Origin of the sequence: Massilia sp. UYP11 (genome assembly GCF_050434805.1) — a bacterium.
In the GTDB taxonomy this organism is placed as follows: domain Bacteria; phylum Pseudomonadota; class Gammaproteobacteria; order Burkholderiales; family Burkholderiaceae_D; genus Telluria.
Window position 1 is genome coordinate 1 of sequence record NZ_JBNDJE010000020.1, and the last position, 19,561, is coordinate 19,561.

Annotated in this window: 22 protein-coding genes and 1 tRNA gene; 9 read left to right on the plus strand and 14 right to left on the minus strand. The window is 63.2% G+C overall.

Features of this window, described 5'->3' with window-relative positions; translation table 11 throughout:
* From ABIB38_RS20305 to ispB, 5 genes are all read right to left on the minus strand, one after another.
* The coding region (locus ABIB38_RS20305; protein WP_429206512.1) for a Kiwa anti-phage protein KwaB-like domain-containing protein at positions 1-947 on the minus strand (947 nt) is incomplete at its 3' end.
* Positions 948-951: 4 nt separating this feature from the next.
* Positions 952-1,536 (minus strand): hypothetical protein, encoded by a 585-nt coding sequence (locus tag ABIB38_RS20310; protein WP_429206513.1) that lies wholly within the window; start codon positions 1,534-1,536, stop codon positions 952-954.
* Between the two features lie 382 nt (positions 1,537-1,918).
* Positions 1,919-3,163, minus strand: coding sequence for a hypothetical protein (locus ABIB38_RS20315; protein WP_429206514.1), 1,245 nt, complete (start codon positions 3,161-3,163; stop codon positions 1,919-1,921).
* Between the two features lie 325 nt (positions 3,164-3,488).
* Positions 3,489-3,565, minus strand: a tRNA-Pro gene (locus ABIB38_RS20320).
* A 53-nt stretch (positions 3,566-3,618) separates the two neighbouring features.
* Positions 3,619-4,608, minus strand: coding sequence for an octaprenyl diphosphate synthase (gene ispB, locus ABIB38_RS20325; protein ID WP_429206515.1), 990 nt, complete (start codon positions 4,606-4,608; stop codon positions 3,619-3,621).
* Between the two features lie 287 nt (positions 4,609-4,895).
* Between ispB and rplU the strand changes: the two genes are divergently transcribed.
* The 7 genes from rplU to ABIB38_RS20360 all read left to right on the plus strand — a co-directional run bounded on the left by rplU (position 4,896) and on the right by ABIB38_RS20360 (position 10,568).
* On the plus strand, positions 4,896-5,207 hold the full coding sequence (rplU, locus tag ABIB38_RS20330) for a 50S ribosomal protein L21 (RefSeq protein WP_005668436.1): 312 nt from the start codon (positions 4,896-4,898) through the stop codon (positions 5,205-5,207).
* A 41-nt stretch (positions 5,208-5,248) separates the two neighbouring features.
* On the plus strand, positions 5,249-5,521 hold the full coding sequence (gene rpmA / locus ABIB38_RS20335) for a 50S ribosomal protein L27 (protein ID WP_091871482.1): 273 nt from the start codon (positions 5,249-5,251) through the stop codon (positions 5,519-5,521).
* 105 nt (positions 5,522-5,626) lie between these two features.
* Positions 5,627-6,739, plus strand: a complete 1,113-nt coding sequence (gene cgtA / locus ABIB38_RS20340; RefSeq protein WP_429206516.1) for an Obg family GTPase CgtA — start codon at positions 5,627-5,629, stop codon at positions 6,737-6,739.
* 2 nt (positions 6,740-6,741) lie between these two features.
* Positions 6,742-7,167, plus strand: a complete 426-nt coding sequence (locus ABIB38_RS20345) for a hypothetical protein (protein ID WP_429206517.1) — start codon at positions 6,742-6,744, stop codon at positions 7,165-7,167.
* Complete coding sequence (gene proB / locus ABIB38_RS20350; protein WP_429206518.1) at positions 7,164-8,282, plus strand: glutamate 5-kinase; 1,119 nt, start codon at positions 7,164-7,166, stop codon at positions 8,280-8,282. Before ABIB38_RS20345 ends, proB begins: the two co-directional genes overlap by 4 nt.
* Positions 8,283-8,480: 198 nt before the next feature.
* Positions 8,481-10,058 (plus strand): methyl-accepting chemotaxis protein, encoded by a 1,578-nt coding sequence (locus ABIB38_RS20355; RefSeq protein ID WP_429206519.1) that lies wholly within the window; start codon positions 8,481-8,483, stop codon positions 10,056-10,058.
* A gap of 150 nt (positions 10,059-10,208) precedes the next feature.
* The gene (locus tag ABIB38_RS20360) at positions 10,209-10,568 is read left to right on the plus strand and encodes a nuclear transport factor 2 family protein (RefSeq protein ID WP_429206520.1); all 360 of its coding nucleotides are present in this window, start codon (positions 10,209-10,211) and stop codon (positions 10,566-10,568) included.
* Positions 10,569-10,750: 182 nt separating this feature from the next.
* Here ABIB38_RS20360 and nth read toward each other — a convergent pair whose 3' ends face one another.
* Both nth and rsxB read right to left on the minus strand, forming a co-directional pair.
* A complete protein-coding gene (nth, locus tag ABIB38_RS20365; RefSeq protein WP_429206521.1) occupies positions 10,751-11,452 on the minus strand; it encodes an endonuclease III in 702 nt (233 codons plus the stop codon).
* An 18-nt stretch (positions 11,453-11,470) separates the two neighbouring features.
* On the minus strand, positions 11,471-12,148 hold the full coding sequence (gene rsxB / locus ABIB38_RS20370; RefSeq protein WP_429206522.1) for an electron transport complex subunit RsxB: 678 nt from the start codon (positions 12,146-12,148) through the stop codon (positions 11,471-11,473).
* A gap of 190 nt (positions 12,149-12,338) precedes the next feature.
* On the opposite strand from rsxB, the gene ABIB38_RS20375 reads away from it, so the two are divergent.
* The gene (locus tag ABIB38_RS20375) at positions 12,339-12,686 is read left to right on the plus strand and encodes an RcnB family protein (RefSeq protein WP_429206523.1); all 348 of its coding nucleotides are present in this window, start codon (positions 12,339-12,341) and stop codon (positions 12,684-12,686) included.
* Between the two features lie 246 nt (positions 12,687-12,932).
* Here ABIB38_RS20375 and ABIB38_RS20380 read toward each other — a convergent pair whose 3' ends face one another.
* The 5 genes from ABIB38_RS20380 to ABIB38_RS20400 form a co-directional block, all read right to left on the minus strand.
* Complete coding sequence (locus tag ABIB38_RS20380) at positions 12,933-14,168, minus strand: polyhydroxyalkanoate depolymerase (RefSeq protein WP_429206524.1); 1,236 nt, start codon at positions 14,166-14,168, stop codon at positions 12,933-12,935.
* 301 nt (positions 14,169-14,469) lie between these two features.
* Positions 14,470-15,567 (minus strand): NAD(P)/FAD-dependent oxidoreductase, encoded by a 1,098-nt coding sequence (locus ABIB38_RS20385; protein ID WP_429206525.1) that lies wholly within the window; start codon positions 15,565-15,567, stop codon positions 14,470-14,472.
* A 102-nt stretch (positions 15,568-15,669) separates the two neighbouring features.
* On the minus strand, positions 15,670-15,993 hold the full coding sequence (gene fdxA, locus ABIB38_RS20390) for a ferredoxin FdxA (protein WP_429206526.1): 324 nt from the start codon (positions 15,991-15,993) through the stop codon (positions 15,670-15,672).
* 249 nt (positions 15,994-16,242) lie between these two features.
* Complete coding sequence (locus ABIB38_RS20395; RefSeq protein ID WP_429206527.1) at positions 16,243-16,548, minus strand: protealysin inhibitor emfourin; 306 nt, start codon at positions 16,546-16,548, stop codon at positions 16,243-16,245.
* Positions 16,545-18,047 (minus strand): hypothetical protein, encoded by a 1,503-nt coding sequence (locus tag ABIB38_RS20400; RefSeq protein WP_429206528.1) that lies wholly within the window; start codon positions 18,045-18,047, stop codon positions 16,545-16,547. Before ABIB38_RS20400 ends, ABIB38_RS20395 begins: the two co-directional genes overlap by 4 nt.
* Positions 18,048-18,225: 178 nt before the next feature.
* On the opposite strand from ABIB38_RS20400, the gene ABIB38_RS20405 reads away from it, so the two are divergent.
* Positions 18,226-18,510: a polyhydroxyalkanoic acid system family protein gene (locus ABIB38_RS20405; protein ID WP_429206529.1), complete on the plus strand. Its 285-nt coding sequence runs from the start codon at positions 18,226-18,228 to the stop codon at positions 18,508-18,510.
* 155 nt (positions 18,511-18,665) lie between these two features.
* Here the strand turns inward: ABIB38_RS20405 and ABIB38_RS20410 are convergent, their stop codons facing one another.
* The gene (locus ABIB38_RS20410; protein ID WP_429206530.1) at positions 18,666-18,920 is read right to left on the minus strand and encodes an acyl-CoA-binding protein; all 255 of its coding nucleotides are present in this window, start codon (positions 18,918-18,920) and stop codon (positions 18,666-18,668) included.
* Positions 18,921-19,130: 210 nt separating this feature from the next.
* A complete protein-coding gene (locus ABIB38_RS20415; protein WP_429206531.1) occupies positions 19,131-19,487 on the minus strand; it encodes an FKBP-type peptidyl-prolyl cis-trans isomerase in 357 nt (118 codons plus the stop codon).
* Between the last annotated feature and the right edge of the window lie 74 nt (positions 19,488-19,561).

Sequence of the window (19,561 nt, forward strand, 5' to 3'; positions counted from 1 at the left end):
GGACTGCTGAACCCAGCAATCAAGTCGTCGAGCATAGCCTTTGCTCGGAACAAAGGCCAGCTACGGCGAGGAAAATGATCGCACGGCACTGAACAGTTAAGCAACACCTGCATGATAACTCGCATCGTATCTGCAGTTGCCATGATGCGACCATCGGGGTGGAATGCAATGTTCCAACCCTCTTGTCCATTCGCTACACGGAGTCGTTCCATATAATCGGGGTTGGCGTAGTTGGCCTTTTGTTGGATAACCGCCATCCGTCGAAGGTGCATAACGTTTGTGCCCACATGTGTAATCAGCGGTTCCATTCCGGTGAAACAGCCTAAGAAAGTTGGGTCAGCCTGCAGAGCGGTAAATGAGTTTGCGTATTCGATCCTATAGTTCAGAAGCTTCTCAAAGGCGGGCTTATCGATAATCAAAATGTCGTTGTCGAGCACAAAAAAATCGAGACTCTTTGCGATTGTAAAGCTGCGATCTTCGACTAATTCCAGCCGATTCGCGCGCAGCACGACGTTGATGACGGACCGCGCTTTCTTAGTTTTCCAAGCATCAGTGACTTGCCTCACACAATATAAAACGCGGGCCCCTGTGCGTACACGTATCACGTATCCGGCAATATTCAGGAAGGCTCGCTCGCCCTCGATGCGATGTTCCTCGGCTGGGGCGTCCACCAACGCTTTTAAGTCCGCAAACGATGTCTCATCCGTTCCGACATGCAAACAGCTGACCTCGTTGCGCTGAGCAATTAAAGTGTAATCCTCTACTTCAGTGCGCACCTGTAGCGTTCGCGTGATGATATTTTTCAGCTCGGCCGTCAGCTCATCCGTCACATCGATCGACTTTGCTGTGTAGCCGCCTGCCTGCCGTTTTTTGAACACCCATAGCGACAGCACTCCGGTAGCGAGGTCCAATGCCTTGCAGTGAGCGAGCGCCTGTTCCTTTGTCATGCTTCTAATTCCTTGATAGAACGTATAAACCCTGCACTAAGCAGGACCGAAGTTTTTGGCCGGGCACTACGATGTCACGCGACAGTGCTCTAAGGCTGCGTTTGTTACCTTCTATGTCCGCCTGAATCTCATATAACTGCCACCCCACGGCTAGAAGCAACGGATTCATTAATATTTGTCCTGATCGATAGCTGATAAGGAACAGCCATACCAAAAAAAGCCCGAAGCCCAAGACTTTTCCCATGCTTCCCAGTTCGACGCCCATGAATGAGACGATGTATGGGAAGACATAGTTGATAAGGTCATTCGGAACCGCTTTACTCTCTTCAATGGTCATTTCCGTAGTGCCCTGGAAGTGCCGCAGCACCCATAGAAAGAATACAAGACTCAATAAGCAGGCGGCTATCGACGTATAGGCGAGAAGTGGATTGGCAAGCGAAGGCATCTCGCACTTCGACCAAAACTGCGCCTCTCGGCATAGTGGTCGCTCCCAGAATTCTGCCTTGACATCTTGCACGGCAAGGATTAGCGCAAGGGGGAAGTACGACGCAATGAACAACAGCACCGCTGGAATCAACTTGATTTGCATAGAGCATCATAGCTTTATTCGAGCAAAATTAGCATGTGGCGGTGCATTTTTTTCTGAAGACGTAGGTACTCGATCTGGATCGTGAGCAGCTGCGGCACATGGATCGAGTCGCCGAAAACGGTCAGTTCGGCGTTTGAATTGCTTTTGGAAAAGCGCTTGAGCAACGTATGCAGAGGTCGTTTGCGGGGCATAGATGAGCCATCACGCGACGTTTGACCCAAATTTGAGCTTGGGGCTTGCTTTTGCGTTGACGTTGCCAAATCGCCGGAAATGAAGTTGCGGAAACGACAGTGTCGGTTGGACCGACTTGCCGGATTAGAGCAAGTCGGCGCAGGCCCGCCTGGCTGCTGGCGTTCGTTGGTATGTCCGTTTGTCTGTGCTGTTACTTGCTTGCGCGTGCGCTGCGCGACTTCGAAATGGTGGCCGACGCTGCGCCCTTCTTCGCGGGCGCTTTCGCAAGTTGCAAGGTGCCGTCAACAATACTAAGCGCAGGCGCTGCGGTGTCGGGCGCCTCCAGATTAAGTGTCGGAAGGTGCGCTTTCACCTTCGGGTTGCGTCGGTCGGATTGGATCATGTCAATGTTCTGCTCGCCGGTCAATTTGCTGGCGTAGAAGCGCTCGATCATTTCCACGGATGTGCGGGCATTGCGCGCGAGCGTAAGAAGGTCGATTTTGTCGCCGTCGAGCAGCCGGTACATGATGCTGGTGTGCCGCAAGCTGTAGATCGTGCGCGCTTCGCCCTGCGGCCCGGTCTTGAAGCCCAAGTCGTCCAGCAGATAGTTGAACTGGTGTTGCAGTTCACGCAACGCGGTATCCCGGTTCCGATATTGGGGCATGAAAACGTAGTCGTCTGGCTCAGCAAGACTCTCTTCAGCGTAGGTCGATTTCAGTTGTTCGTACACGGTGACCGCTTCTGCCATCGTGACGATTGGTGCGTCTTTGCTCTTGCTCTTTGGCAGCGTCAGACGCAGGTAGACCTGTTCGGAGCGCACAATCTCCACGTGTATGTGCTGCATATTTTTCAGGTCGGTTGGTCGAATAAAGCTGTTGACCATGAACTGAATCATCTTCGGCAAGTCGGCCGTAAATTTCAGCGTGCGCGGAGGGCCGGCCTCTGTCGTCTGCACCTTTGCAGAAGTGCCGACAAGCTCGGTTGCTCTTGCGATGAGCGCACGGTACTGGGCATCGGGGAACCATCCCCGCGGCTCGTCTTTTTTCTTGATGGTCGGGAAGTTCGGAAGTGCAAGGAGCAGTTGGCGGTGAAGCGCATACTCCATCACTTTGTACACGATGCCTAAGTGTCGCTGGATGGAGGACGGTGCCAGGTCGGCCCCGATCTTCCCCACGAAGTCTTGCAAGGTAGCGTACGAAATACTCGCAAGCTCCATCGCCCCGAACTCGGGCAGGATTCGCTTGTTAAGAATGTAGATATCATTGTCGTGTGCCATCTTGGAAAGCTCGCCGCGTTCTACTCGCGACTTTTGCGCTTCAAGCATCTTGTTCGAGCAGATGTCAAAGCGTGTGCCCTGCGTGAGTGCCTTCCCGGTCGCTTGCGCGTGCAGTATCCGGTTGTAGGTCGCCTTCGCAAACTCGATTGCTTCCTGCTTGTCGGTGGTCTTTGTGCTCAACTTGACTGTCTTGCCACTCTCGAAGCACCTGACTTGCCAGAACGGGCTTGCTTCGATTCGGTAGATTTTGAGCTTGTCTGGATACCCACGCACAGACGCAAGGCTGTCCGGGATCGGCACAGTACGCGTTGATTTGCTGGGGGAGGGGGGATTGCTTGGGGCTTGCTCTGTTTGCGTCACTGTCGCGATTCCAAAAATACTAGGCTAGCTGCGCCGATATCAAAGGAAAACGGACGTGCGAAACCTAACTAAAGTACTACACAGGATACTGTAGTACTTTCAGGAAAGCAACAAAGTTGTAAGCTATTGATTTTAAACAGATTCTTGGTCGGGGTGAGAGGATTCGAACCTCCGGCCTCTACGTCCCGAACGTAGCGCTCTACCGGGCTAAGCTACACCCCGACGGTTTGGGGTGTCATGCAGGTCACCCCGGGAAGACATTACTATAATTTTACTCAATGGTTCCTGTCAACAGCGAAGCTGCTGAGCTGGAGCAGGCTGTTCTTGAAGACGCTGTCGGGCAAACCGGCGATCGCCTGCGAGGCGCGGCGGGCCGCTTCCTCGGCCTGCTTGCGGGTGTAATCCAGCGCGCCGCTGGACGTCACCGCTGCCAGCACCGCATCGAATTGCTGCTCGTCGCCCTGCTCGATGCAGTCGCGCACGAGCGTGCGTTGCTCGGGCGTGCCATGCTCCATGAGCCAGATCAGCGGCAGGGTCGGCTTGCCTTCGCGCAGGTCGTCACCCAGGTTCTTGCCGATCTCGGCGGCGTCGCCCGCATAGTCGAGCACGTCGTCGATCAGCTGGAAGGCCGTGCCCAGCGAGCGGCCGTATTCGCCCGCCGCGGCGACCTGGTCGTCGTTGGCGCCGGCCACCAGTGCGCCGAGCTCGGCCGCCGCTTCGAACAGCTTGGCGGTCTTGGAGCGGATCACCAGCAGGTAGGCGGCCTCGGTCACGTCCGGGTCGTGCATGTTCAGCAGTTGCAGCACTTCGCCTTCGGCGATCACGTTGGTGGCGTCGGACAGGATCTGCATCACGCGCATATTGTCCAGGCCGACCATCATCTGGAACGAGCGCGAATACAGGAAGTCGCCGACCAGCACCGAAGCGGCATTGCCGAACAGGGCGTTGGCGGTCTGGCGGCCGCGGCGCATCGAGGATTCGTCGACCACGTCGTCGTGCAGCAGGGTCGCGGTGTGGATGAATTCGACCACGGCGGCCAGTTCGTGGTGGGCCGTGCCGCGGTAACCGTAGGCATTGGCCAGCAGTAATACCAGCACTGGACGAATGCGCTTGCCGCCAGCACTGATGATGTACTCGGCGATCTGGTTCACCAGGGTGACGTCGGAGTGCAGCCGCTGGCGGATCACGGTATTGACGGCCTCCATGTCGGGCGCGATCGATTGGACGATGGTGTTCTGTTGGGCGTGTTGGGTAGCGGCTGACAAGGCTGACCTGCGAAACGTGGGTTAACTATATGAGAATGCCGCGAATTATACGGTATGCAAGGCCTATCCGTCCGGTCGCCAGGGCAGAGCTGGCGCGGGAGCGCGCGCCTGGGGCGCCGGAGGACGTTGGCGCGCTGCCACGCGTTGATCAGATCGCTGAACGATTTTGACGCGTTGCGGCAAGTTATGTATAATCCCCTGTTCCCCGGCTTACGAACAGTTCGGCGCTCCTGCGCAGGGCAGTCGTGTCCGGTGGATTCTTTTAACATTTGATGAGGTTTCAAATCATGTACGCGGTCATAAAAACCGGTGGCAAGCAATACAAAGTTGTCGCTGGTGAAAAACTTAAAGTAGAACAGATACCGGCAGACATTGGTTCCGAACTCACGATCGATCAGGTCCTCGCCGTTGGCGCGGGCGACAGCATCAAGTTTGGTGCTCCGCTGGTCGAAGGTGCAACGGTGCTGGTGAAAGTGGTTTCGCATGGTCGTCACGACAAGGTCCGTATCTTCAAGATGCGCCGTCGTAAGCACTACCAGAAGCGTCAAGGCCATCGCCAGAACTTCACCGAAATCCAGATCGTTTCGATCAACGGCTAATCGCCGTCCGGTTCCCAGCATAGTCATCAAGGAGCAATACAATGGCACACAAAAAAGGCGGCGGTACTACCCGCAACGGCCGTGACTCAGAAAGCAAACGCCTCGGCGTGAAAGTCTACGGCGGCCAGGCAATCAACGCCGGCGGCATCATCATCCGTCAACGCGGCACCCCGGTGCGCGCTGGCACCAACGTCGGCACCGGCAAGGATCACACCCTGTTCGCGCTGGTCGACGGTACCGTCAAGTTCGTCAAGCAAGGCGTGGGCTCGAAGCAGTTCGTGACCGTCGTTGCCAGCGAAGCAGTCGCAGCGTAATCACGCATCTGCGCCGCATCAGCGGCGCTTCTTTGCAAGGCGCAAGCCTTCCATCGAAAGGCTCTGCCCACGGTAGGGCCTTTTAGTTTTTTAGCGGTCACAATCATGAAGTTTATTGACGAAGCAAGAATTGAAGTCATCGCTGGCGACGGCGGCAACGGGTGCGCCTCGTTCCGTCGTGAGAAGTTCCGCCCATTCGGCGGTCCGGACGGCGGCGACGGCGGCAAGGGCAGCTCGATCTACGTGGTTGCCGACCGCAATGTGAATACCCTGGTCGACTTCCGTTACTCGAAAGTCCATACCGGCAAGAATGGCGAACCGGGCCGCGGCTCCGATTGCTATGGCAAGGGCGCCGAGGATATCACCATCCGCATGCCGGTCGGCACGCTGATCATCGACGACAACAATGGCGAGATCATCGCCGACCTGACCGAGCACGGCCAGACCGAACTGCTGGCCAAGGGCGGCGAGGGCGGCTGGGGCAATATCCATTTCAAGACCTCGACCAACCGCGCGCCGCGCCAGAAGACCGAAGGCAAGGAAGGCGAGCGTCGCACCCTGCGCCTCGAACTGAAGGTGCTGGCCGACGTGGGCCTGCTGGGCATGCCGAATGCCGGCAAGTCCACCTTCATCACGGCCGTGTCGAACGCCAAGCCGAAGATCGCCGACTATCCGTTCACCACCCTGCACCCGAACCTGGGCGTGGTGCGCGTGTCGCACGAAAAGAGCTTCGTGATCGCCGACATTCCGGGCCTGATCGAAGGCGCCTCCGAAGGCGCCGGCCTCGGCCACCAGTTCCTGCGCCACCTGGCGCGCACCGGCCTGCTGCTGCACATCGTCGACCTGTCGTCGTTCGACGAGAAGGTCGATCCGGTCAAGGAAGCCAAGGCCCTGATCAGGGAACTCGAAAAGTACGACGAAGAACTGCTCAACAAGCCGCGCTGGCTGGTGCTGAACAAGCTCGACGTGCTCGACGAGGCCGAGCGCAAGAAGCGCGTCAAGGACGTCGTCAAGCGCCTCGCCTGGAAGGGCCCGGTGTTCGAGATCTCGGCTCTGAACCGCGAAGGCTGCCAGGACCTGATCAACGCGATCTATCTGCACCTCGAAGAAAAGCGCCATTCCGAGCAGCGCGCCGAAGAAACCTCGATGACCGAGGAGGCGCGCGGCATCTCGTCGATCGATCCTGACGATCCACGCTTCAAGATCATCGAAGACTGAACTTGAGCGCAAGCGTACTACCTGCCACCAAATGGACCCGCGCCTGGCTGCGCGGCCAGCTGTTGCAGCTGGTCGCCACCGCCAGTTCGCTGGCCGCGCTCGCGGCCATGCTCGATCCCGACCGCATCGCGGCCGCGATGGGCCTGTTTCTCGTCGGCGTGAACGGCTACAGCCAGTTCTACGCCATCTACGTCGGCATCCGCCTCGCTACCGCGGGGTTGGCGCTGTTGGCGGCCAGGCGGGGCGACCAGCCCATCCTCGGCGACCTTACTGCCCTGTTCCTCCTGGCCCAGCCGGCCGGCCGCCTCGTCGCGGCCTTCGCGATCGGCTTGCCCACGGGGGTATTATTCGTCGTCTGCGCGGTTGAACTGCTGGCAGGACTTTCCCTGCTCGCGTTGCGACCGCGGGGGAAAATCCTGTCGCCATGAATTCCGCACTCCAGCAAGCCTCCCGCATCATCGTCAAGGTCGGTTCCTCCCTCGTCACCGACGAGGGCAGGGGCCTGGACCACACCGCCATCGCCCGCTGGGCCTTTCAAATCGCCGCGCTGCGCGCGCTCGGCAAGGACGTCGTCCTGGTCAGCTCGGGCGCCATCGCCGAGGGCATGCTGCGCCTCGGTTTCGGCAAGCGCCCGACCGACATCCACGAGCTGCAGGCCTGCGCCGCCTGCGGCCAGATGGGCCTGGCCCAGATCTACGAATCCAGCTTCAGCGCCCACGGCGTCAAGACCGCGCAAGTGCTGCTGACCCACGCCGACCTGGCCGACCGCGAACGCTACCTGAATGCGCGTTCGACGCTCACCACCTTGCTGCGCCTGAACGTGGTGCCGATCATCAACGAGAACGACACCGTGGTCACCGACGAGATCAAGTTCGGCGACAACGACACGCTCGGCGCCCTGGTCGCCAACCTGATCGAGGCCGACGCGCTGGTGATCCTGACCGACCAGCCGGGGCTGTACTCGAGCGACCCGCGCAAGGATCCGACCGCCCGCCTGATCGAGCAGGCGCAGGCCGGCGACGTGGCGCTGGAGGCGATGGCCGGCGGCGCCGGCAGCAGCATCGGCCGCGGCGGCATGCTGACCAAGGTGCTGGCCGCCAAGCGCGCGGCGCGCTCCGGCGCCCATACCGTGATCGCCTGGGGCCGCGAGCCGGACGTGCTCACCCGCCTGGCCGGCGGCGAAGCGATCGGCACCCAGTTGCTGGCCGCCACCGGCCGCCTGACGGCGCGCCGCCAGTGGATGGTCGACCACCTGCATACCACGGGCGAAGTCGTGATCGACGCCGGCGCCGCAGCCAAGCTGACGAACGAGGGCAAGTCGCTGCTGCCGATCGGCGTGCTGGCCGTGAACGGCGAATTCGGCCGCGGCCAGGTGATCACCTGCGTCGACGAGGCCGGCAAGCCGCTGGCGCGCGGGCTGACCAACTACGCCAGCAGCGAGGTGCGCCGCATCATGCGGCATTCTTCGACCGAGATCGAACGCATCCTCGGCTTCGTCGAAGGGCCGGAACTGGTTCATCGCGACAATATGGTGCTTCTGTAGTCAGTAAGCGCTCGCTTATGGCGGGCGGGTGTTGCGCCGGCAGGACGTCGGCGCACTTTCGCATGGCTTTCCGTATGGAAATTTAAGTTGGCGGTGATAAACCGAGCGCTTGCCTATACACTGCGCATATCACCCATTCGGGCCGCATTCCCCGAGCACCAGGCGTTGCCACCGCGCCGCTCCATCCGAGGATCACCGATGAAATTAAGCCGCAAACTCCCGCTGGGCTTTGCCGCCGTTACCCTGCTCGTCGCCTGCGCCGGATTCTTCGGCATGAGCCAGATGCACCGCTCGGTCGACACTTACCGCCACGCCGTCGCGATGGAGGGGCAATCGACGCAGGTCGGGGCCGTGCTGGCCCACTTCCGCAAGCAGCTCCAGGAATGGAAGAACACACTCCTGCGCGGCAAGGACGACGGCGAGCGCGACAAGTACTGGGCCGCGTTCCAGAAAAACGAGGCCGAGGTCGCCGCCCAGGTCGCGGCCCTGCTCGCCCGCCTGCCCGAGGGAGAAGTGCGCGCGCTGGTGGCGCAGTTCGGCGCCGCGCACGCGCAGATGGGCGCCGATTACCGGCGCGGTTACCAGGACTTCGTGGCGGCCGGCTTCGATCCGGCCGCCGGCGACGTGGCGGTCAAGGGCAAGGACCGGGCGCCGGCCGAACTGCTGGTGCGGGCGGTGGAGCAGATGTCGGCGCTCAGCGCCGCCGGCGTGCGCCAGGCCGACGCCGTCGGGGCACGCGCGACCATGCTCAGCTACGGCCTGATGCTGCTCGGCGCGCTGGTGGCGGTGGCGGCCGGCGTGCTGGTGTCGCGTTCGATCACCCGGCCGCTCGACGCGGCGGTGGAGGCGGCGCGCAGCGTGGCCGCCGGCGACCTGCGCACCGCGATCTCGGTCAGGAGCGACGACGAGACCGGGCAGCTGTTGCTGGCCCTGAAGGAGATGTCGGCCAGCCTGCAGCGCATCGTGCTGCAGGTGCGCGGCGGCGCACAGAACATCGCCACCGCCTCGCACGAGATCGCCCAGGGCAACCTGGACCTGTCCGCGCGCACCGAACGCCAGGCCGGCGCGCTCGAGGAAACCGCCTCGTCCATGGAAGAGCTGACCTCGAGCGTGCGCCAGAACGCCGACAATGCGCATCAGGCCAGCCAGCTGGCGATATCGGCTTGCGCCGTGGCGGCCAAGGGCGGCAAGGTGGTCGAGCAGGTGGTGGGCACCATGGCCTCGATCAGCGCCTCGTCGCGCCGGATCACCGACATCATCGGCGTCATCGACGGCATCGCGTTCCAGACCAATATCCTGGCGCTCAACGCCGCGGTGGAAGCGGCGCGCGCGGGGGAGCAGGGCCGTGGCTTTGCGGTCGTCGCCGCCGAGGTGCGAACCCTGGCCCAGCGTTCGGCGGTCGCGGCCAAGGAGATCAAGGCACTGATCGGCGAAGCGGCCGCCTGTGTCGACGACGGCAACCGCCTGGCCGGCGAGGCCGGGGCGACGATGGGCGAGATCGCCGCCAGCGTGCGCCAGGTGATGGACATCATCGGCCAGATCAGCGCCGCCAGCAGCGAACAGAGCCAGGGCATCGCCCAGGTCAACGAGGCGGTGACGGAAATGGACGGCGCGACCCAGCAGAACGCGGCCCTGGTCGAAGAAGCTGCCGCCGCGGCGCAGTCGCTGCACGACCAGACGCTGGCCCTGAACCACGTGGTCAGCGTGTTCAAGGTCGAAGAGCCGGCGCCGGCGCTGGGGGGACGGGCCGCGCCGCTGCGCAAGGCGCTCGCCTGACGGCGCCTCGACAGCAACGCGCGGCAGGTTGTTCGAGGGCCCCTTAACGGCGGGCGCCGGACAGCGTAAGATGCGCACGCGCCCGTATTGCCAATATTGCCCGGATCGGCCGGGCAAGCGGCGGCGCGCTTGCTCATCGATCGATTGCCCATGACGCCAATTTCTCCTCTTGCCGTGGTCCAGGCCCAACTGGACGCCTACAACGCCAAGGACCTCGACGCCCTGATGGCCACCTATGCGCCGGACGCGCAGCAATTCGCGCTGCATGGCGCGCTGCTGGCCGCAGGCCACGACCAGATCCGCCCGCGCTACGAGATGCGCTTTGCCGAACCCGACCTGCACGCGCGCCTGCTGTCGCGTACGGTGCTCGGCAACTTCGTCACCGACCTGGAAATCGTCACCCGCAACTTCCCCGAAGGGAAGGGCACGGTCGAGATGCTGTGCGTGTACGAGGTGGTGGACGGGCGCATCGTGCGCGCCTCGTTCGCCAGCGGCGAAACCCGCGTCTAAGTACTCACCCATAAATAAATGTGTTTTTGGCTGCCAGAACCGGCGCGTTGCTGCGTTGGTCCCTGTCCGCTAGCGGGGCTTGCAGTGCTCGCACTGCGGCGCAGTCGCCGCCTTGCACCGCATCGGCAAGCCGCACCTCCGGTTCTGTTTGCCAAAATTCACATTTATTTCCGGTTGAGTACTTAGGCCGCCGCCGGCGTGGCCGCTGCTGCTGCGGCCAGGGCCACGGCCGGATCGAGCACGCCGGCGGGCGCCGGCGTCTTGTCCCTGAATTCGCACAGGTCGGCGATCAGGCAGTTCCAGCACTTGGGCTTGCGCGCCACGCAGGTGTAGCGGCCGTGCAGGATCAGCCAGTGGTGGGCGTCAAGCAGAAAGTCCCTGGGCACGAATTTCAGCAGCTTCTGCTCGACGATGTCGACGTTCTTGCCGGGCGCGATCCCGGTCCGGTTCGCAACCCGGAAGATATGGGTGTCGACCGCCATGGCCAGCTCGCCGAAGGCGGTGTTGAGCACCACGTTGGCGGTCTTGCGGCCGACGCCCGGGAGCGACTCCAGCGCTTCGCGGCTCGCGGGCACTTGACCGCCGTACTGCTCGACCAGGATCCGGCAGGTCGCCATTACGTTCTTCGCCTTGGTGTTGTACAGGCCGATGGTCGAGATATAGGTCTTGAGCTCGTCGATGCCGAGGTCGAGGATCGCCTGCGGCGTATTCGCCACCGGGAACAGGCGGCGCATGGCCTTGTTGACGCCGACATCGGTCGACTGGGCCGACAGCAGCACCGCGATCAGGAGTTCGAACGGGGTCGTGAACTCGAGTTCGGTGGTCGGCTTGGGATTGGCGGCGCGAAAGCGGGTAAAGATTTCCAGGCGTTTGGCGGGATTCATCGCTCGGTCTTTCTCGAATCAGTGGCTGTCCGGGTTGCCCGCCGCCTTCAGGCGGGCGCGTTCCATGGCCGCGGCGATGATGGCGCGCTTGCGCTCCTTCTCGGCCAGTTCTTCCGGGGTATTCGTCGCTTCGGCGGTGACCGCGCGCATCTTTTCGACCGCCTTGGCAGCCAGGCGCGCATCGTTTTCCTCGCGCTCGCGGCGCAGGCGCGCCATGCGGAAGTCGTGACGATCGCGCGCCGCGTTGGCCTCCAGCTGGCTCCAGGCGTCCCAGCCGGTGCGTTCGCCGGTGACGGGCACCATCGCGATGCAGTCGACCGGGCAGGGCGCGACGCACAGGTCGCAGCCGGTGCACAGGCTCGGCAGGATGGTGTGCATCTGCTTGGCCGCGCCCAGGATCGCATCTACCGGGCAGGCCTGGATGCACAGGGTACAGCCGATGCACAGCGACTCGTCGATGAAGGCGACCGGACGCGGACGCTCGACCCCGTTGGCCGGATTGATCGGGATGACGGTGCGTCCGGTCGCAGCGGCCAGGCGGCGCACGCCTTCCATGCCGCCCGGCGGACACTGGTTGATCCCGGCTTCGCCGCGCGCCATGGCCTCGGCATACGGGCGGCAGGCGGGATAGCCGCACTTGGTGCACTGGGTCTGCGGCAGCAGGTCTTCGAGCTGGTCGGCGAGGGTCTTGGTCACGGGGGAAGGATCTGCTGGCGATTCAATCTGGTCAAGCCGACATTATCCGCCAAAACGAGGCCGCAGGCGACCGGACGGCCGTGTGGCCAGCCCGGTCGTGCTCATCCGTTCGCTACGTGGGAGAGCGAACAGACGACTTGTCACGATCCTGCTCTACTGTCGGCTCACGCTGGATCACCGGGGATGGAACATGAACGAGTTGATTGGACCGCTGCTGTTCGCCGCCATCTTTTCGGCAGGAGATGGCTTGCTGCAGCGCGACGCCAGGGCGGATCAGGACGAGGACGCGCGTCCCGGACGCGCGCAGGCCGCGCAACTGAGTCCGACACGCTACCGCAGCGTGGAGGCGACCGGGGAAGTGCGGCGCGGCGAGCGCCTGCCGGCGCGCTACCAGGCGCACCAGCACGTGGTCGAGGACTGGCGCGCGTTGCGGCTGACGAAGCCGCCGCCCGGGCACCAGTGGGTCGATGCCGGCGACAGCTATGCGCTGGTCGCCATCGCGACCGGGCGCGTGGCGCAGGTGGTCACGGCGCACTGAAGGCGCAGCGACAAGAAAAAAGCCGTGGCATGCCACTAATACCGTTAAGTTAAGCTGAGCCAGCCATCAAATACGTCGTCCCCGCGCAGGCGGGGACCCAAGTTCTGCAAACGTCGTCGAATCGCTTGCAAGATTGGGTCCCCACCTTCGTGGGGACGACGTTTTTACGCTAACTCAAGAAGACTTTCGCCTTAACTTAGCGTAATTCGTGGCGTGCCACGGCTTTTGCGGTTTGTGGTGCCTGGTTTATCCGTTCGCGCGGATGAACTCGGTAATCTTCGGACACACGATCTCGCGCCAGCGGCGGCCCGAGAAGATGCCGTAGTGGCCGGCTTTCTCGACCACGAAGTCGTGCTTCTTGTCTTTCGGGATACTGCTGCACAGGGTCAGCGCGGCGCTGGTCTGGCCCAGGCCCGAGATGTCGTCCAGCTCGCCTTCGACGGTGAGCAGGGCGACCGACTCGATGTCTTGCGGGCGCACCAGCTGGCCGCCGACTTTCCAGGTGCCCTTCGGCAGGCTGTATTCCTGGAACACGGTCTTGATGGTATCGAGATAGTATTCGGCCGGCATGTCGAGCACGGCGTTGTATTCGTCGTAGAACTTGCGGTGCGCCTCGGCCGAATCGTCGTCGCCGCGCACCAGGTGCTGGTAGAACTCGCGGTGGCTCTGGGCGTGGCGGCCCGGGTTCATCGCGATGAAGCCGGCGTGCTGCAGGAAGCCCGGATAGACCTTGCGTCCAAAGCCCGGGTAATTGCCCGGCACCGCGTAGATCACGGTGTTCTCGAACCATGCGTACGGCTTTTCGATGGCCAGGTCGTTGACCGCGGTCGGCGATTTGCGCGGGTCGATCGGGCCGCCCATCATGGTCATCGTCCTGGGCAGCTTCGGATCCTTGTTGCTCGCCATCAGGGCGATCGCGGCCAGCACCGGCACCGTCGGCTGGCACACCGAGATCACGTGCACGTCCGGGCCCAGGTGGCGGATGAAGTCCTGCACATAGAAGACGTAGTCGTCCAGGTGGAAGGGGCCGTCGGCCAGCGGCACCATGCGGGCGTCGGTCCAGTCGGTGATGTAGACGTCGTGGTCGACCAGCAGGGCTTTCACGGTGTCGCGCAGCAGCGTCGCGTGGTGGCCCGACAAGGGCGCCACCACCAGCACCGTCGGCTGGTCGAGGGCGGCGAAGGCGGCGTCGCTCATGTCTTTCTTGAAGTGAAGCAGCTCGCAGAACGGCTTGTCGACGACGATGCGCTCATTGATCCCGATCTCTTCACCATTGATGGTGGTGGTCTTCAGGCCGAAGGCCGGTTTTTCGTATTCCTTGCCGAGACGGTACATCAGCTCGTAGCCGGCGGCGATACGTTGGGAAAACGGGGTGTGCGCAAACGGCGACACGGGATTGGAAAACAGTTTCGAAGACGCATCGGCCCACTGCATCAGCGGGGTCAGGAAGGAGCGTTGCATCTCGTGCAGTTGATAAAGCATAAAGTAATCCTTCGTATTGACACTGCGCTGATATCGCCCGCGCATAAGCTTCATCCGATTATAGGGGATTTGCATTGGCGGGTGGAAACAAGGGGTTGCGCGATCCCTTGTGCATAGTGCTCTTGTAGCATATTTACCCGGACCCGCTCCGTTGGGCGGCCCACATAAAGAAAAACGCCCCGCAGGGCGGGGCGTTTCAGGGGACTTTGTCGCCGCCAAGTTACTGAACGTGGCGCGGCAGCGTCAAACCCGGCAGGGCGATTCCTGCCAGCCGGGACAGGTTCTCTGCCGGGACAAGTCCTTAGTCGAACACCGGGGTTTCGACGCCCAGGATCTTGTGCAGCTTCGGCGAGGTCGTCGTGTACTGCATGTGGATCTTCTTGTCCGGGAAGATGTACGGCGCGGCGCCGAAGGCGGCCAGCGCGGCTTCGTGGAAGCCCGACAGGATCAGCTTCTTCTTGCCCGGATAGGTGTTGATGTCGCCGACGGCGAAGATGCCCGGGACGTTGGTCTCGAACTTCTCGGTATCCATCACCTTGAGCTGCTTGCGCTCGATGTCCAGGCCCCAGTCGGCGATCGGACCCAGCTTCGGCGACAGGCCGAAGAACACCAGCAGCATGTCCAGCGGCACGCGGCGGGTGACGCCGTCGGCGCCGGTGACCTTCACTTCGGTCAGCTGGCCGTCCTTTTCGTCGAAACCGGTCACCTGGCCGGTGATCAGCTGCATCTCGTACTCGTCGCACAAGGCCTTCATCTTGGCGACCGAGGCCGGGGCGGCGCGGAAATCCTCGCGCCGGTGCACCAGCACGACCGACTCGGCCTTGCCGACGAAGTTCAGGGCCCAGTCCAGCGCGGAGTCGCCGCCGCCGCAGATGACGATGTTCTTGCCTTCGAAGCGTGCCGGATCCTTGACGCGATAGAACAGCTGCTCGCCGTCGTACTTGTCGATGCCGTCGACCTTGATCGTGCGCGCCTGGAACGAACCGACGCCGGCCGCGATGAAGATGGTCTTGGTGATGAACCGGGTGCCGGTCGAGGTCTCGACGTTGAAGCGCTGGTCTTCGCGGCGCTGGACGGTCGTGACTTCCTGGCCCAGGTGGAAGGTCGGCTCGAACGGTTCGATCTGCTTGAGCAGGTTGTCGGTCAGTTCCTGGCCGGTGCACACCGGGACGGCAGGGATGTCATAGATTGGCTTGTCCGGATACAGTTCCACGCACTGGCCGCCGACGGCGGGCAGCGAATCGATGACGTGGGCCTTGATTTCGAGCAGGCCGAGTTCGAACACCTGGAACAGGCCAACCGGGCCCGCGCCGATGATCACGGCATCCGCTTCGATGGCGCCGGCGAACGAACTGTTGGGAGCGATGCTGCCCGCTTCGTGGGTGGCACTGATAGTCATGCGCTTACTTCCTGTGATTTTTGATTGGTGAGGCGATGGCAGCCAGCACTGCCATGCAGAACGACCCCGGGCCGGCGCCGAACGGGCGGCGCAGCGGCGGTATCAGCGGGCCAGTTGGTCGAGCTTTTCCTTGACGTCTTTCCAATCGTCCGCGTCTGGCAGGGCCGGCTTGGTCTTGGTGATCGACGGCCAGAAGCGCGCGAGATCGGCGTTCAGCTTGATGAACTGCTGTTGGTCGCTAGGCACGTCTTCTTCGGCATAGATCGCATTCACCGGGCACTCGGCGACACAGACGGCGCAGTCGATGCACTCGTCAGGGTCGATGGCGAGGAAATTCGGGCCTTCCCGGAAACAATCTACCGGGCATACATCGACGCAGTCAGTGTAACGACAACGGATGCACGATTCGGTGACAACGTGGGTCATAACAGTCCTATCAATTGGTGGGATGTCGCGTCGCCGGGCGCGTGACGGGAATTACCCGAAATTGGCCGGCCGGACAGAGCAAAGCACTGTATTTTAGGGCAATTCGGCTTTTCTCACAAACTCGCCTATATACACAATCTACATAAGCAAATGAATGAAAAATCCGCACGAGCGTGCGGTTTTTTTGGCTGTCAAGCTGCCCTGCGTTGGTCGTTGACCGGGATAAACAAACCACCCCGGCAGGTAACGTCACGACCGTGCGTGACCGCCAGATCCGGCCCCGCCGGCCCGGCGCAGGTAGTCGAGCAGGTGTTGCCACTGGCCGCCGCTGCCGTCCTCGTGCAGGGACACCGTGTGGCAGCGCTCGCCGTCCTCGACCGTGATTTCCCAGCGCGGCAGGTCGGCGCCGACCTGGCAGGCGGGGGCGGCGCCGAAGAAGTCGAGGCGCCGCAGCAGCGTCTCGAGCGCCGGCCCGTCGGCCAGGCGGGCCGTATCGAGCTCGTAGGATTCGGCCAGCCCGGCAAAGCCGCCGCAGGCGCGGGCGCTGATCTTCATGCCAGCATCGACGGTTCGGCGGACGAATCGGACGGGGAGGCGGACGGGCCGGGCAGCGCCGGCCCGTGGCGGCCATGCTCGAAGCACCAGCGCGCCAGCAGGCGCGCCTCGCCATCCAGCACGCGCTCGGCGCAATCGTATTCGGCCAGCTGCATGGTGCCGCAGCAGGCGCGCCGGTCTTGGCGCGCGCCGGGGGCGTCGCAGACCCGCGCCGCCAGGGGCAGCCCGGGAACGAAGGACGCCGCCGCGTCGGGGGCGCCGCCATGGCCGGCCTCGACGACTTCGCGCCGGCTGAACTGGTGGCGGATGGCGTCGGCATAGGCGGCCGGCCTGCCGTCGCTGGTGACGGCCTGGAGCATGGCGTTGACCACGTCGGCATAGGTGGCGGCTTCGTCGGGCGCCGCGATCAGGGCGCGCAGCAGCACGCCGCTCAGGTAGCCGGCCACCCGGTGCAGGACGGCGGCGCAGTCTTCGCGTCCGGGATCGCGCTCATGTGCGAACAGGTCGGCCAGCACATCGTAGACGGCGCCGGTGAACACCTGCGAGATGGCGTGCACCTGGGTGCCGGCCTCGCTCAGCTTGAGGTCGTTGTCGGCATTGCGCAGGCCGGTGCTGTTGCCGAGCGCCAGCCCGAACTGCTCGGCGATGTCGGTCAGGAAGGATTTGTCGTGCAGGTCGGCCTTGGTCTGGGCGATCACCGCTTCGCACTGGTCGAGCTGGGACAGGGCCAGGAAGATCGCGGTGAGGTCGCCGAAGGCTTCGTGCAGGCCGCCGGTCTGGGGCGGGGCGTCGGCCTGCAGCCAGCGCGGCTTGATGCCGTCGAGCACCGCGTGGGCGGTCTCGTGCGACACGATGTCGAGCGAGCGGCAGGTGAACACCCGTTCGCTCGCGCCGTTGGGAATGAAGTCGCCGAACTTGAGGCAGGCCTGGTTGCGGCTGTAGAAGGCGTTCATGACGTTCGGCAGGCCGTGCGGGAAGACCAGCAGCGGCTGCGTGTCGGTACTGCTGTTCCATTGCCAGGGCAGCGGCATGGCGCTGCCGGCGGCGGCCAGGGCGCGCTGGTACATGGTGAGCGTCTGGCGCACCACGACGAAGGTATGGACGGCGTCGAACTGCGGCGTGTCGGGCTGGGTGACGAAGTCGCCGAAGGCATTGGGCTCGACCGCAGGAATGCCCGGCTCGCCGGGGGCGATGCGGGCGTCGCGCGGGCCGGCCAGCACCACGCCGGGCAGGAAGGCCTTGCGGGTGCCGATTTCGCTGACCGAGGGATCTTGCTTCCAGATGAGGACGCGGGCGCCGAAGGCGTGCGGCGGTGGTTCAGTGGCCGATGGCGCGGCCGGATCGGGGAGCTCGGGTTCTTCGAGCAGGCGCGCGGCGCGCTGCTGCTGGCGGTAGGGGGCGCTCGGGGTGGGGACAAAGCGCACCGGAGGCTGCGCGACCGGCGGCGCATCGGGGTCGCTCGGCAACAGGCGGTTCGGCTGCACGACGGGGCTTTCCATATTGATTCCTCGCGTAAATGACGGGCTGGCGCCTTCATCCTCGCGCTCCCTGCTGGGCACGCTTTGATACCCGTCAAGCCTGTGTGCGCTCGGGCTGTTGTAGCGAGCTCTGGCATAGCCCGGCCGCAACTGGCATCATGGCGGATTGTTTGCAATCGATTCAGGAAGGATCAGTCAGATGGCGGAAATCAGCATCGTCCAGCAGCACAGCCTGAGCCCGGACGCGGCGCGTTCGGCGGCCGAGAAGGTGGCGCAGCGTATCGCGGCCGAATACGGGCTGGAATGCAAGTGGGACGGCGATGTGCTGCGCTTCGAGCGCAGCGGCGTGGAGGGCATGTTGACCCTGGAAGACCGGCGCGCCGCGATGCGCATCCGCCTGGGCTTCTTCATGGGCGCGTTCGCGCCGGCCATCGAGGCCAAGGTGGCGGAAAAGATGCGCAAGACCTTCGCCGCCGCCGCGTAGGGTCGGCGGCTGCGCCGCCGACGCGGTGATGGTTGGCGGCGAGATCATCCGGCGCGGCGCCGGAGCGGCTGGCAATCGCCGCGTCGGCGGGAAACCCGCCGACCCTACCGGTGCGAACCTGGATAGCGATCAATCCGTGGCGAACGATCAGCCCTTCAGCCCTTCAGCTCGTCGATCAGGTCGACGTACTGCTGCTGGGCTTCCTCTTGCGAGGTGCCCTTGAGGCCGGCCCAGGCGTCGTACTTGGCGCGCGCCACGAAATCGGTCATGCCAGGACGCTCGCCGCTCACGTCGCCGCTCGAGCCCTGCTTGAACAGCGCGTAAATCTTCAGCAAGGTCATGTTGTCGGGACGCTCCGACAGGTTCTTCGAATCGATCTGGGCCTGGTTGAACTGTTCCTGCAAGCTCATGGAAACTCCTGTGATGGTTGATTGCGATATTGTCGCTAGGACAACGCGGCAGGCATCTTAGCCCAGGAGACGGGCGGGCGCGGGACATCGGGCCGCACTTTAGAGGAGATGTTCAAAAGCCGGCGCCAGGACGGCGCACGGAGAAACCGTCGCCCCATGCGCCGTCACGGACGGCGCATGGGGCGCGTTTTACTTTTCAATCACCCGCGCTCAGACGGCCAGCAGGTCGACGTCGAAGATCAGGGTGGCGTTCGGCGGGATCACGCCGCCGGCGCCGCGTGCGCCGTAGCCCAGGCTGGCCGGGATGGTCAGGCGGCGCGAACCGCCGACCTTCATGCCCTGCACGCCTTCGTCCCAGCCGCGGATCACGTGGCCGGCGCCGAGCGCGAACTCGAACGGGTCGTTGCGGTCCTTGCTCGAATCGAACTTGGCGCCCAGGCTGCCGTCGTCGTTGCGCAGCCAGCCGGTGTAATGCACGGTGACGTGCTGGCCGGCCTTGGCCTCGGCGCCGTCGCCGGTGACGAGGTCTTCGTATTGCAGGCCGGAATCGGTGGTGATGGTGGACATGGTCTTCCTTGTTGTTCAGATAGAACGACGATTGTAGTCCATGGGTCCGGAAAGTGCCATCACGTAAAATGGCG

Coding starts and splice junctions, on each gene's coding strand:
- ABIB38_RS20310 (WP_429206513.1), bottom strand. CDS start 1,536: ATGCAAATCAAGTTGATTCCAGCGGTGCTGTTGTTCATTGCGTCGTAC.
- rplU (WP_005668436.1), top strand. CDS start 4,896: ATGTACGCGGTCATAAAAACCGGTGGCAAGCAATACAAAGTTGTCGCT.
- rpmA (WP_091871482.1), top strand. CDS start 5,249: ATGGCACACAAAAAAGGCGGCGGTACTACCCGCAACGGCCGTGACTCA.
- cgtA (WP_429206516.1), top strand. CDS start 5,627: ATGAAGTTTATTGACGAAGCAAGAATTGAAGTCATCGCTGGCGACGGC.
- proB (WP_429206518.1), top strand. CDS start 7,164: ATGAATTCCGCACTCCAGCAAGCCTCCCGCATCATCGTCAAGGTCGGT.
- ABIB38_RS20355 (WP_429206519.1), top strand. CDS start 8,481: ATGAAATTAAGCCGCAAACTCCCGCTGGGCTTTGCCGCCGTTACCCTG.
- ABIB38_RS20360 (WP_429206520.1), top strand. CDS start 10,209: ATGACGCCAATTTCTCCTCTTGCCGTGGTCCAGGCCCAACTGGACGCC.
- nth (WP_429206521.1), bottom strand. CDS start 11,452: ATGAATCCCGCCAAACGCCTGGAAATCTTTACCCGCTTTCGCGCCGCC.
- ABIB38_RS20375 (WP_429206523.1), top strand. CDS start 12,339: ATGAACGAGTTGATTGGACCGCTGCTGTTCGCCGCCATCTTTTCGGCA.
- ABIB38_RS20380 (WP_429206524.1), bottom strand. CDS start 14,168: ATGCTTTATCAACTGCACGAGATGCAACGCTCCTTCCTGACCCCGCTG.
- ABIB38_RS20385 (WP_429206525.1), bottom strand. CDS start 15,567: ATGACTATCAGTGCCACCCACGAAGCGGGCAGCATCGCTCCCAACAGT.
- fdxA (WP_429206526.1), bottom strand. CDS start 15,993: ATGACCCACGTTGTCACCGAATCGTGCATCCGTTGTCGTTACACTGAC.
- ABIB38_RS20395 (WP_429206527.1), bottom strand. CDS start 16,548: ATGAAGATCAGCGCCCGCGCCTGCGGCGGCTTTGCCGGGCTGGCCGAA.
- ABIB38_RS20400 (WP_429206528.1), bottom strand. CDS start 18,047: ATGGAAAGCCCCGTCGTGCAGCCGAACCGCCTGTTGCCGAGCGACCCC.
- ABIB38_RS20405 (WP_429206529.1), top strand. CDS start 18,226: ATGGCGGAAATCAGCATCGTCCAGCAGCACAGCCTGAGCCCGGACGCG.
- ABIB38_RS20410 (WP_429206530.1), bottom strand. CDS start 18,920: ATGAGCTTGCAGGAACAGTTCAACCAGGCCCAGATCGATTCGAAGAAC.
- ABIB38_RS20415 (WP_429206531.1), bottom strand. CDS start 19,487: ATGTCCACCATCACCACCGATTCCGGCCTGCAATACGAAGACCTCGTC.